A 12,243-nucleotide genomic window follows, 5' to 3' on the forward strand; every position below is an offset into this window, starting at 1 on the left:
AGAACAAGAAAATGCTGACGATTTATTCGGACGACCACCACCTGCACCACGGCCGCTGCGAGCTGATCGACGGGCAACTGATGCCCTGCTTCGAGATGCCCTCGCGCGCCGACCATGTGCTGCAGCGGGTCAAGGACCGTGAGCTGGGCCCGGTGCAGGCACCCAAGGACTTTGGCCGCGCACCCATCGAGCGCATTCACGACAAGGGCTACCTGGACTTCTTCCAGGGTGCCTGGCAGCGCTGGACCGAGATGGGCCGCGAGGACGACATCATGCCGTTCACCTGGCCGGCCCGTACCCTGCGCGCCATCAAGCCCACCACCCTGCTGGGCGAGCTGGGCTACTACTCCTTCGACGGCGGCGCGCCGATCACCGCCGGCACCTGGCAAGCCGCCTACAGCGCCGCCCAGGTCGCCCTGACCGCCCAGGCCGCCATGCAAGCCGGCGCCTACAGTGCCTTCGCCCTGTGCCGGCCACCGGGGCACCACGCCGCCAGCGACGTGATGGGCGGCTACTGCTACCTGAACAACGCCGCCATCGCCGCCCAGGCCTTCCTCGACCAGGGCCACCAGCGCGTGGCGATCCTCGACGTCGACTACCACCACGGCAACGGCACCCAGGCCATTTTCTACCCGCGCAGCGACGTATTCTTCGCCTCGATCCACGGCCACCCGGAGTTCGAATTCCCGTTCTTCCTGGGTTATGCCGATGAAGTGGGCGAAGGCGCCGGCGAAGGGTTCAACGTCAACTACCCGTTGCCCGCTGGCAGCGCCTGGGACGTATGGGGCGCGGCCCTGGATGCCTCCTGCCAGCGCATCGACGACTACGCGCCGGACGTGATTATCGTGTCCCTGGGCGTGGACACCTTCAAGGATGACCCTATTTCGCAGTTCAAGCTGGACAGCCCCGACTACCTGAACATGGGCAAGCGCATCGCCGCCCTGGGCAAGCCGACGCTGTTCGTGATGGAAGGCGGCTATGCAGTGGAAGAGATCGGCATCAACGCCGTGAACGTGCTGGAAGGTTTCGAACGCGCCCTCAAGGAACGCCAACATGCATAAGTTCAAGCAAGCCCTGTGCGCCCTGGCCTTGGCCTGTGGTGCAGCCCACGCCGACGAGCCACGCACCCTGAAGGTGTACAACTGGTTCGACTACATCACCCCGCAGACGCTGGTGGACTTCCAGAAGGACGACAACGTCAAGCTGGTGTACGACATCTTCGACACCAACGAGGCCCTGGAAGCCAAGCTGCTGACCGGCAATTCCGGCTACGACGTGGTGGTGCCGTCCAACGTGTTCCTCGCCAAGCAGATCGAGGCCGGGGTGTTCCAGCCGCTGGACCGCAGCAAGCTGACCAACTTCGAACACCTGGACCCCAAGCTGATGAAGCTGCTGGAGCTCAATGACCCGGGCAACAAGTACGCGGTGCCCTACATGTACGGCACCATCCTGATCGGCTTCAACCCGGCCAAGGTCAAGCAGGTGCTGGGCGACAACGCCCCGGTGGACAGCTGGGACCTGCTGTTCAACGAGGACAACATCAAAAAGCTCAAGCAGTGCGGCGTAGCCATGCTCGACTCGCCCTCGGAGATTCTGCCGCTGGCCTTGCAGCACTTGGGCCTGGACCCCAACTCCAGCAACCCGGCCGACTACAAGAAGGCCGAGGCGCTGATGATGAAGATCCGCCCGTACATCACCTATTTCCACTCGTCCAAGTACATGGCTGACATCGCCAACGGCGACATCTGCGTGGCCGTGGGCTACTCGGGCAGCTTCTCCCAGGCCGCCAACCGCGCCCGCGATGCCAAGAATGGTGTGGTGGTGGACATGCGCCTGCCCAAGGAAGGCGCGCCGATCTGGTTCGACATGCTGGCCATCCCCAAGGGCGCGGCCAACCCCGAGGATGCGCATAAATTCATCAACTACCTGCTGCAACCCCAGGTGATCGCGCCTATCAGCGACTTCGTCGGCTACCCCAACCCCAACAAGGACGCTACTGCCAAGGTCTCGGAAGCGATCCGCACCAACCCGAACCTGTACCCCACTGACGAGATGATGGCCAAGCTGTATACGCTGAAGCCATTGCCCCACGACGCGGAACGGGCGCGCACACGGGCATGGACCAAGATCAAGTCGGGTACCTGACCCCACCCCCGTAGCAGCTGCCGCAGGCGGCGTCCGGCCGTGACGCGCAATAACTGCCAATACCGCGGCGCCTGGGACGCGGCCCAGGGCCGCTGCTACGGGGCCCAGGCTTGGCGTAAACGGGATAGGGCGGTCACGGTGGCCGGCTCATCCACCGCCGCAAACCCCAGCACCAGCCCCGCCCGGTTATCCACCGGCCCGTTCGAATCTTCCAGCCAGTAATGGCTCAGGGCGTTCACCTCCACCCCCACCGCTTCCGCTTGCGCCACCAACTCCTGCTCCCGCGCCAGCGTATCCACCGGAATGGTCAGGTGCAGGCCGGCGGAGACGCTCGGCAGCGGGCCGATTCCGGGGATATCCACAGGCCAGTTGTTCAGCAATGCGTCCCTGCGCGCCAGCGCGGCACGGCGCATGCGGCGGATGTGGCGCTGGAAGTGGCCGTCGGCGATGAAGCGGGCCATGACCCGCTGGGTGCCAATTTCCGAGTGCCGCAGCGTTACCCCGCGCTTGCGCGAGAACGCATCCACCAGCGCTGGCGGCACCACCAGGTAGCCCAGGCGCAACGCCGGGAAGGCGACCTTGCCGAAGGTGCCCACGTAGAGCACACGGCCACTGCGGTCCAGCGCCGCCAACGGCGCCAGGGGCGCTCCGCTGTAGCGGTACTCACCGTCGTAGTCGTCCTCGACGATCCAGCCCTGGGTGCGTTCGGCCCATTCCAGCAAGGCCAGGCGCCGCGCCAGGCTGAGGGTTACCCCCGTGGGATATTGGTGCGCGGGGGTGACATAGGCCATGCGGCAGCCCTCGATGCCATCCAGTGCCGAGCACACCAGGCCCTCCTGATCCACCGCCACGCCGGCCAGCCTGGCACCGGCATTGGCGAAGGCATGCCCGGCGGCCCGGTAGCCTGGATTTTCGATGGCAACGGTGTCGCCAGCGTCCACCAGCAACTGTGCACAAAGTGCTATGGCCTCCTGCGCACCGGTGGTGATCAGAATTTGTTCAGCGCCGCAGGTCAGGCCGCGAGAACTGCGCAGGTAGGCGGCTATCAGCCCGCGCAGCGTGAGGTCACCGGCCGGATCACCGTAGCCCAGCAACTCGGGGTCGGGTGCACGCAAGAAAGCCGCATAAAGCTTGGCCCACGTGGCAAACGGGAACAGGTCGAACGCTGGTACGCCGACCCGAAACGCCCGTGGCGGCCCGCTGCGCAGGGGCGACAAGTGGTGTTCATCCAACAGCTTTAAGGCCTCGCTGTGGATAACTTTACTGGATGAAAAGCCAGTACTTTCAAGCGAATTTGTGGATAACCCTGTGGATATACCCCGGTATAACCCTGTGGACAGTTTTGTGGATAGTTTTTCTGGCGGATGCTCCAACACCGCCACGTAGGTGCCGTCCCCTACCCTGCCCTCCAGGTAGCCTTCGGCGTACAACTGGTCGTAGGCACGCACCACGGTGTTGCGCGACACCCCCAGGGCGTTGGCCAGGTCCCGGGTAGCAGGCATGCGCGTGCCGCTGGCCAGGCGGCCATCCAGCACCCGTTCGCGCAGGGCCTGGTACAGCCCGCGGCTGAGGCCACGGGCCGCGTCCAGATGGATGCCGGCCGGGTCGAAGGGCAACGCTGGGGAGGTGATTGGCACGCTAATGGTCCTATGAAAATGACAGGTAATGGATCTTACAAAGGTCCAATCCACTGCCTAGGATAGGCACACACGCCGAGGATTTTCGAGCCATGTATCTACCCGCCGCTTTCCACGACCAGGACATCGAACGTCTGCAGCAGCAGATGCAGGACTGCCGCCTGGCGATTGTTGTCACCCACGGCGACAGCGGCCTGCAGGCCAGCCACGTGCCGTTGCTGCTGGACCGTGCCGCCGGCCCGTTCGGCACCCTGCGCGGCCACCTGGCCCGGGCCAACCCGCAATGGCAGGACCTGGCCAATGGCAGCGAAGCGCTGGTGATATTCAGCGGTGCCGACGCCTATGTCAGCCCGAACTTCTACCCCAGCAAGGCCGAGCACGGCAAAGCGGTGCCGACCTGGAATTTCCTGGCCGTGCATGCCACTGGCACGGCCGAGGTGTTCAGCGACGCCGAGCGCCTGCGCGCGCTGGTCAGCCAGCTCACTGACCGCCACGAGGCGGGCCAGGCCAAGCCCTGGGCCGTGAATGACGCCCCCGCCGACTACCTGCAAAGCATGCTCAAGGCCATCGTCGGCTTCGAGCTGCCCATCAGCCGCCTGGAAGGCAAGCGCAAGCTCAGCCAGAACCGCAGCGCCGAGGACATCGCCGGCGTGCGCCAGGGCCTCGCGGCCAGCATCGATCCCCTGGACAACGCCGTTGCCCAGCTCATGAGTGAATAAGGAGCCACCATGTCATCCGTTGAAATTCGCCCGGTCACCGTAGCTGACAAGGAACACTGGTTGCCCCTATGGCAAGGCTACCTGCGTTTCTACGAAACCGAGCTGGCGCAGCAGGTCACCGACAGCACCTGGCAACGCCTACTGGACCCCAGCGAAACCACCAACGCTGCGCTGGCGTGGAAGGACGGGCGCGCCATCGGCATGGTCAACTTCATCTACCATCGTTCCAACTGGTCGATCGAGAACTCTTGCTACCTGCAGGACCTGTTCGTCAGTGAGGAGGCGCGTGGGCTGGGCGTTGGGCGCAAGCTGATCGAGCATGTGTACGCCACCGCGGCCGCCGCAGGCTGCGTCAAGGTCCACTGGCTGACCCACGAGACCAACGCCACCGCCATCCAGCTGTATGAACGCATCGCCGAACGCCCCGGCTTCATACAATTTCGCAAAGCACTGTAGGAATTGACCATGTCCAACCCCGTCGTCGACTGGCAACCCGCCGTCGAACCCAGTGGCTCCACCTTGCAAGGCCGCTTCGTGCGCCTGGAAAAACTCGACGCCGGCCACCACGGCGACCAGCTGTGGGCTGCGCTGCAGGGCCCCGACCCGAAACTCTGGGACTACCTGCCCTACGGCCCCTTCACCGAGCGCGGGCTGTTCGATGCCTGGCTCAGGGGCCAGGCGGGCAGCAGCGATCCGTTGTTCTACACGGTTATCGACAGCGCCAGCGGCAAGGCCGAGGGCATCCTCAGCCTGATGTCCATCGTGCCGGAGCATGGCCGTATCGAGATCGGCCACGTGGCCTTCGGCGCCCGCATGCAGCGCACACCGAAAAGCACCGAGGCCGTGTACCTGCTGGCCAAGCTGGCGTTCGCCCTGGGCAACCGCCGCCTGGAGTGGAAGTGCAACAACGCCAACGCCCGCTCCAAGCAGGCCGCCGAGCGCCTGGGCTTCACCTTCGAAGGGGTGTTCTGGCAGCACATGATCGTCAAGGGCTGCAACCGCGATACCGCCTGGTATTCGATCACCGACGGCCAATGGCCGGCGGTGCATGCGGCGTTCGATGCCTGGCTGGCGGATGCCAACCAGGGTGCCAATGGCCAACTCAAAAGCTTGAGCGAACTGCGAACGGCCCGCCGTTAAATTATTTCAAATTGTACGGTTAAACATAGCTGTAAACACACATCGCTATATAGGACGGCCTTCCAATTACAAAAGGCCGTCAGTCATGCTTCCGTCCCCGTCCCGCCTAGCCTGCGCCCTGTCCATCCTCAGCCTGGGGATAACTCAAGCCAACGCCACGGTCATCAGTGCGCCCACCACCGATTCGCAGACGCTGACCGGGGAAAAGACCCTGACCGTGACCAGCACCGGCAGCATCACCACCAGCGGCAAGGCGCTGAGCCTCAAGGACTCCACCAGCGGCGCTGGCGTGGTTGTGGATAACACCGGCAGCATCATATCCACAGGTGGCCGCGCCATCGACAGCAGCGGCAGCGAGACTGCGGGGCGCATCTACACCTTCATCAACCGCGCCGGCGGCCTGATCCAGGGCTACGACGACGCCCTGCGCATCAACAGCAACTTTCCCACAGGCAGCGTATTGATCGATAACAGCGGCACTATCCGCTCCAGCACCGGCCAGGGGATAGACCTGGATAGCCTGCGCAGCGCCGGCACCACCACGACCATCATCAACCGCGAAGGCGGCTTGATTCGCGGCGACGCCAGCGACGGCATGAAGACCGGCGGCAATGCGACGATCATCAACTACGGAGAGATATCCACAGGCGATTCGCTCACCGATGCGCAGAAATACGATGGTGTGGATGTCGATTCGGCCACCGGCGTGACTGTGTATAACTACGGCACTATCAGCGGTGGCCGGCATGGCATTACCACCGACCTGGGGGCCACGCTCTACAACTACGGCGAACTCACGGGCCGTAATGGTTCAGGGTTCGGCTCGGACGGCGACGGCACTGTGTATAACTTTGGCACCATCACCGGTGCGTACGCGGGCTTGAAAGCCAATGGCGATGGCGACGGTGTGGATATCGATGGCATTGGCCATGTGGAAAACCACGGCACCATCCAGGGCACGGGCGCCGGGGGTGTGGATAAGAATGGCTTCGCTAACGGCAGCGAGGGCATTGCCATGGGTGGCGGCTATATCTACAACGCCAGCGGCGCGCTGATCAGCGGCGCCAATAACGGCATTCTGGTGGATGACGGCAGCGGTGGATCCGGCGTGGGGGCCCTAACCCTGATCAACCAGGGCACCATCCGGGGCCTGGACGGCTTCGGCATCCAGTTGGTGGGCGAATTCGACGACAAGGTCACCAACGCCGGCCTGATCAGCGGTAGCAACGGCCTGGCCCTGGACCTTGGCGGCGGCAATGACACCCTCACCCTGCTTAGCGGCAGCCGCTTCGAGGGCCTGGTGGACGGTGGCAGCGGCTACGACCGGCTGGTGATGGACGATGCCAGCGGCGGCAGTTTCGGCGCCAGCCGCAATTTCGAATGGCTGCAGGTGAACCAGGGCACCTGGACCCTGACCGGCACCGGCGATTTCAGCGACGGCGGCGAGATATCCACAGGCGCCACGCTGATCAACCAGGGCAGCATCGCCGGCACCCTGACCGTGGACAACGGCGGCACCTATGCCGGCGGCGGCAGCGTCGGCAACCTGCTGGTGAACGGCACCCTGCTGACCAGCAGCGCGCTGGGCACTGCCAGCGTCGCCGGCAACCTGACCTTCGGCAGCGGCGCTACCCTGGCCTATGGTGTGAACGCCGACGGCAGCAGCGCCCCCGTACAGGTGGGCGGCACCGCCACGCTCACCGGCGCCACCCTTGAAGTGGTGCCCAGCACTGGCGACTACCCCTGGAAAAGCCACTACACGGTGCTTGAGGCCGGCAACATCGAAGGCACCTTCGCCAAGGTCACCAGTGACTACGCGTTCCTGACCCCAACCCTGAGCTACACCGCCACCCAAGTCGGGCTGGACTACAACCGCAATGACATCGCCTTCAGCGATTACGCCACCACGGGCAACGGCGCCAGCGCCGCACGCAGCCTGGGTGGGCTGGACCAGAACAGCACGCTGTACAACGCACTGCTCAACACCTCTACCCGTACGGCCTCCGCCGCCATCGAGCAACTGGCGGGCGGCAGCAACGCCAGCCTGGCCGCGGCCACCCTGAGCGGCAGCGCCCAGGTGGGCAGCACCATGCTCGCGGCCATGCAGCAGATGGGCGGCACCGCCGGCCTGCTGGTGGGCCAGAACGACCAGGACACGCCGGCCCTGGCCGCCAACGGCGTACCGGACAGCGCCCGCAACCTCAACGACCCCAACGCCCAGGGCCGGCTGTGGCTGCAAGGGTTGGGCAGCTACGGCAAGCTGGACGGCAAGGACGGCGCCAGCGCCCTCACCCAGCGCACCAAGGGCAGCGTGATCGGCGCCGACTGGGCTGCCACCCCGGCCTGGCGCCTGGGTGTGCTGGGCGGCTACTCGAAGACTGACCTGGACACCAGCGGCGTCGAGGGTTCGGTGGACAGCTGGCACCTGGGCGCCTACGCCCTGCGCCAGGACGGGCCGCTGGCGCTGCGCCTGGGCGCCGCCTACAGCCACCACGATGGCCGCAGCCGCCGCAGCGTGGCGTTCGATGGCTTTACCGACAGCCCCAAGGGCGACTACAACGCCGACAGCCAGCAGGCCTTCGCCGAATTGGGCTACAGCCTGGGCAGCGGCCGCCTGAGTGCCGAACCCTTCGCCACCCTGGGCTACCAGCGCTACCACCGCGACGCCTATCAGGAGAAAGGCGGCGCCGCGGCGCTGGATGTCAGCGCCCAGACCCAGGACAACGTCAGCAGCACCTTCGGCGTACGCGTGGCGCACCTGGGTACCCTGGCCAACGGCATGAGCATTACCCCGCGGGCCAGCCTGGGCTGGCGCCATACCTATGGGGATGTGGACAGCGAGACGCGCCAGGCCTTCCTGTCCGGCGGCAGCGGTTTCAGCGTGCAGGGCACGGCGCTGGACCGCGACAGCCTGCTGGCCGAGGCCGGGCTGGACGTGGGCATTACCGCGCGGCAGACGTTGGGCGTGGCATACAGCGGGGAATATGGCAGCAACAGCCGCAATCACGCCGTCATAGGCCAATGGCAACTGAAATTCTGAACCTGTAGCCGCTGCCGTCAGGCTGCGCTGGTCCTGGCGTACGCTGCGTATCTCCAGCGAGGCATAGGGCCAGCGCAGCCTGCGGCAGCGGCTACAGGGTTGCGTGCAGCAGAATAAAAAAGGGAGGCCGAAGCCTCCCAGAGGTTAAACGTTGATCAACCCACGATCTCGATCAGAATCTCGCCCGGGTTCACCCGGTCGCCCTTGGCGATGTGGATGGCCGTCACCTTGCCGGCGATAGGCGCCTGCACTTCGGTCTCCATCTTCATCGCTTCAGTGATCAGCAACGCCTGGCCGGCCTTGACGGTGTCGCCTTCCTTGACCAGCACATCGACGATGTTGCCCGGCATGGTGGTGCTGACGTGGCCCGGCTCGCTGGCCTGCTTGCGCTTGCCAATGCCGCCGCCGACGAATTCGTTGAGCGGCTCGAACACCACTTCTTCCGGCATGCCATCGATGGACAGGTAGAAGTGGCGCTTGCCTTCGGCCTTCACGCCCACGCCGGTGATGTCCACGCGGTAGGTTTCGCCGTGCACGTCGATGACGAACTCGGTAGGCACGCCCTCGCCGCTCGCCGAAGGCGCCTTGCCCGGCTCTGGAATCGGCAGCAACACTTCAGGAGTGAGCTTGCCGGCAGCGCGTTCCTCGAGGAACTTGCGGCCAATGTCCGGGAACATGGCGTAGGTGAGCACGTCTTCTTCAGAGGTCGCCAGGGTGCCGATTTCGCCGCGCAGGCGCACCATCTCGGGCTTGAGCAGGTCGGCCGGGCGCACGTCGATCACTTCTTCGCTGCCGATGGCCTGGCGGCGCAGCTGCTCGTTGACCTGGCCAGGGGCCTGGCCGTAGCCGCCCTGCAGGTACAGCTTCACCTCATTGGTGATGGTCTTGTAGCGCTCGCCGGCCAGCACGTTGAAGAACGCCTGGGTGCCGACGATCTGCGAGGTCGGCGTCACCAGCGGCGGGAAGCCCAGGTCTTCGCGAACGCGCGGGATCTCGGCCAGCACTTCGTTCATGCGGTTGAGGGCGCCCTGCTCCTTGAGCTGGTTGGCCAGGTTGGAAATCATCCCGCCCGGCACCTGGTTGACCTGCACCCGGGTATCGACGGCGGTGAATTCGCTTTCAAACTGGTGATATTTCTTACGCACGGCGTAGAAGTACAGGCCGATTTCCTGCAGCAGTTCCAGGCTCAGGCCGGTGTCGAACTCGCTGCCTTTCAGCGCCGCCACCATGGACTCGGTGCCAGGGTGGCTGGTGCCCCAGGCGAAGCTGGAGATGGCGGTGTCGATATGGTCGGCGCCGTTTTCCACTGCTTTCAGCTGGCACATGGCAGCCAGGCCGGCGGTGTCGTGGGAGTGGATGAACACCGGCAGCGACTGCTCGGCCTTCAGCGCGCGCACCAGTTCGCCGGTGGCGTATGGGGTCAGCAGGCCGGCCATGTCCTTGATGGCGATGGAGTCGCAGCCCATGGCTTCCATCTTCTTGGCCTGGGCCACGAACGCGTCGATGGTGTGCACCGGGCTGGTGGTGTAGGCGATGGTGCCCTGGGCGTGCTTGCCCGCAGCCTTCACGGCCTCGATGGCCACGCGCAGGTTACGCACGTCGTTCATGGCGTCGAAGATGCGGAACACGTCGATGCCGTTGACCGCGGCCTTGGCCACGAACGCCCGCACCACGTCGTCGCTGTAGTGGCGGTAGCCCAGCAGGTTCTGGCCGCGCAGGAGCATTTGCAGGCGGGTGTTGGGCAAGGCGGCGCGCAGCTTGCGCAGGCGCTCCCACGGGTCTTCCTTGAGGAAGCGCACGCAGGCATCGAAGGTGGCGCCGCCCCAGACTTCCAGCGACCAGTAGCCGACCTTGTCGAGCTTGTCGCAGATGGGCAGCATGTCTTCGGTGCGCATGCGGGTGGCCAGCAGGGACTGGTGGGCGTCGCGCAGGATTGTGTCGGTAACGAAGATTTTCTTGGACATTATGGGGTTCCTCACAGGCCTGCGTGGGCGGCGATGGCGGCGGCGATGGCCAGGGCCAGCTCTTCGGGTTTGCGCTTGATCGAGTAGTTGGTCAGTTCAGGGTGGGCTTCGACGAAGCTGGTGTTGAACTGGCCGCTACGGAATTCGGGGTTGCGAAGGATTTCCTGGTAGTACGCGGCGGTGGTCTTCACCCCCTGCACACGCATGTCGTCCAGTGCCCGCAGGCCGCGATCCATGGCTTCTTCCCAGGTCAGGGCCCACACCACCAGTTTCAGGCACATCGAGTCGTAGAACGGCGGGATGGTGTAGCCGGTGTAGATCGCCGTGTCGGTGCGCACGCCCGGGCCGCCGGGGGCGTAGTAGCGGGTGATCTTGCCGAAGCTGGGCAGGAAGTTGTTCTTCGGGTCCTCGGCGTTGATGCGGAACTGCAACGCGAAGCCACGGTGGTGAATGTCTTCCTGTTTCACCGACAACGGCAGGCCGGAGGCCACGCGAATCTGCTCGCGGACGATGTCGATGCCGGTGATTTCCTCGGTGATGGTGTGTTCCACCTGCACCCGGGTGTTCATTTCCATGAAGTACACCTCGCCCTCGGCGAGCAGGAACTCCACGGTGCCGGCGTTCTCGTAGCCCACGGCCTTGGCGGCGCGCACGGCCAGGTCGCCGATGTAGGCACGCTGTTCGGGGGTGAGCTGCGGGCTGGGGGCGATCTCGATGAGCTTCTGGTTACGGCGCTGGATCGAGCAGTCGCGCTCGAACAGGTGCACCACGTTGCCGAAGCTGTCACCCAGGATCTGCGCCTCGATGTGCTTGGGATTGACGATGCATTTTTCCAGGAACACTTCCGCCGAGCCGAAGGCCTTGGTGGCTTCGGAAATCACGCGGGGGAAGTTCTGCTCCAGCTCTTCGCGGCTGTTGCAGCGGCGGATACCACGGCCGCCGCCACCGGAAGTGGCCTTGAGCATCACCGGGTAACCGATGCGGTCGCCTTCGGCCAGGGCTTCCTCGATGTCGGCGACGTTGCCCTCGGTGCCCGGGGTGACCGGCACGCCGGCCTTGATCATGCTGCGGCGGGCTTCGGTCTTGTCACCCATGCGGCGGATGACTTCGGCCGAAGGGCCGATGAATTTGATGCCGCGTTCGGCGCAGATGTCGGCCAGCTCGGCGTTTTCCGAGAGGAAACCGTAACCGGGGTGCAGGGCATCGCAGCCGGTTTCCACCGCCAGGTTCACCAGCTTGCGCGGGTTCAGGTAACCGGCCAGCGGCTCGGCGCCAATGCTGTGGGCCTCGTCGGCACGTTTCACGTGCAGGGCGTGGCGATCGGCGTCGGAATAGATCGCGACGGAGCGAATGCCCATCTCGGCGCAGGCACGCACGATTCGTACGGCAATTTCACCACGGTTGGCGATCAGGATCTTTTTTATCACTTGGATGTTCCTCGACCGTTGACTAACAGACCGGCAAAACCGGTCGGCGCATGACACGGCCCGCTCGGCCAGTCGCACCTTCACAGTAGCGCCGTGTAACAATTAACAAAAATCAATATTTGTTAGGTCAGCCATAAAGGAAGCCTTATAGTCAGGCGACCATGGCGCGGC

At 64.7% G+C, this 12,243-nt stretch carries 9 protein-coding genes; 6 read left to right on the plus strand and 3 right to left on the minus strand.

The features are described from left to right. Positions 1–11: 11 nt before the first annotated feature. Together AC0J42_RS30415 and AC0J42_RS30420 are read left to right on the plus strand one after the other, a co-directional pair. The gene (locus tag AC0J42_RS30415) at positions 12–1,061 is read left to right on the plus strand and encodes a histone deacetylase family protein (protein ID WP_416421613.1); all 1,050 of its coding nucleotides are present in this window, start codon (positions 12–14) and stop codon (positions 1,059–1,061) included. Further along, entirely contained in the window at positions 1,054–2,145 is a 1,092-nt protein-coding gene (locus AC0J42_RS30420) for a polyamine ABC transporter substrate-binding protein (RefSeq protein WP_416421614.1), read from the plus strand. The genes AC0J42_RS30415 and AC0J42_RS30420 overlap by 8 nt, the downstream gene beginning before the upstream one ends. 95 nt (positions 2,146–2,240) lie before the next feature. Here AC0J42_RS30420 and pdxR read toward each other — a convergent pair whose 3' ends face one another. Further along, positions 2,241–3,776 (minus strand): MocR-like pyridoxine biosynthesis transcription factor PdxR, encoded by a 1,536-nt coding sequence (gene pdxR, locus AC0J42_RS30425; protein WP_473006921.1) that lies wholly within the window; start codon positions 3,774–3,776, stop codon positions 2,241–2,243. 98 nt (positions 3,777–3,874) lie between these two features. On the opposite strand from pdxR, the gene AC0J42_RS30430 reads away from it, so the two are divergent. From AC0J42_RS30430 to AC0J42_RS30445, 4 genes are all read left to right on the plus strand, one after another. Next, positions 3,875–4,501, plus strand: a complete 627-nt coding sequence (locus AC0J42_RS30430; protein ID WP_416421615.1) for an FMN-binding negative transcriptional regulator — start codon at positions 3,875–3,877, stop codon at positions 4,499–4,501. A gap of 9 nt (positions 4,502–4,510) precedes the next feature. Then, positions 4,511–4,957: a GNAT family N-acetyltransferase gene (locus tag AC0J42_RS30435; RefSeq protein ID WP_473004934.1), complete on the plus strand. Its 447-nt coding sequence runs from the start codon at positions 4,511–4,513 to the stop codon at positions 4,955–4,957. 9 nt (positions 4,958–4,966) lie between these two features. Further along, positions 4,967–5,641 carry a GNAT family N-acetyltransferase gene (locus AC0J42_RS30440; RefSeq protein ID WP_473004935.1) on the plus strand — a complete coding sequence of 225 codons (675 nt, stop codon included), beginning with the start codon at positions 4,967–4,969 and terminating at the stop codon, positions 5,639–5,641. 85 nt (positions 5,642–5,726) lie between these two features. Continuing rightward, positions 5,727–8,681: an autotransporter outer membrane beta-barrel domain-containing protein gene (locus AC0J42_RS30445; RefSeq protein WP_473004936.1), complete on the plus strand. Its 2,955-nt coding sequence runs from the start codon at positions 5,727–5,729 to the stop codon at positions 8,679–8,681. 155 nt (positions 8,682–8,836) lie between these two features. On the opposite strand, the gene oadA is transcribed toward AC0J42_RS30445, so the two are convergent. After that, complete coding sequence (gene oadA, locus AC0J42_RS30450) at positions 8,837–10,645, minus strand: sodium-extruding oxaloacetate decarboxylase subunit alpha (RefSeq protein WP_416421619.1); 1,809 nt, start codon at positions 10,643–10,645, stop codon at positions 8,837–8,839. 11 nt (positions 10,646–10,656) lie between these two features. Then, positions 10,657–12,072, minus strand: coding sequence for an acetyl-CoA carboxylase biotin carboxylase subunit (locus AC0J42_RS30455; protein WP_473004937.1), 1,416 nt, complete (start codon positions 12,070–12,072; stop codon positions 10,657–10,659). Between the last annotated feature and the right edge of the window lie 171 nt (positions 12,073–12,243).

This window comes from Pseudomonas sp. Tav-5-1A, from assembly GCF_055755055.1.

What these genes read in the sequence shown, in the direction of transcription:
- AC0J42_RS30430 (WP_416421615.1), top strand. Translation starts at nt 3,875, where the DNA reads ATGTATCTACCCGCCGCTTTCCACGACCAGGACATCGAACGTCTGCAG.
- AC0J42_RS30415 (WP_416421613.1), top strand. Translation starts at nt 12, where the DNA reads ATGCTGACGATTTATTCGGACGACCACCACCTGCACCACGGCCGCTGC.
- AC0J42_RS30445 (WP_473004936.1), top strand. Translation starts at nt 5,727, where the DNA reads ATGCTTCCGTCCCCGTCCCGCCTAGCCTGCGCCCTGTCCATCCTCAGC.
- AC0J42_RS30435 (WP_473004934.1), top strand. Translation starts at nt 4,511, where the DNA reads ATGTCATCCGTTGAAATTCGCCCGGTCACCGTAGCTGACAAGGAACAC.
- AC0J42_RS30440 (WP_473004935.1), top strand. Translation starts at nt 4,967, where the DNA reads ATGTCCAACCCCGTCGTCGACTGGCAACCCGCCGTCGAACCCAGTGGC.
- oadA (WP_416421619.1), bottom strand. Translation starts at nt 10,645, where the DNA reads ATGTCCAAGAAAATCTTCGTTACCGACACAATCCTGCGCGACGCCCAC.
- AC0J42_RS30420 (WP_416421614.1), top strand. Translation starts at nt 1,054, where the DNA reads ATGCATAAGTTCAAGCAAGCCCTGTGCGCCCTGGCCTTGGCCTGTGGT.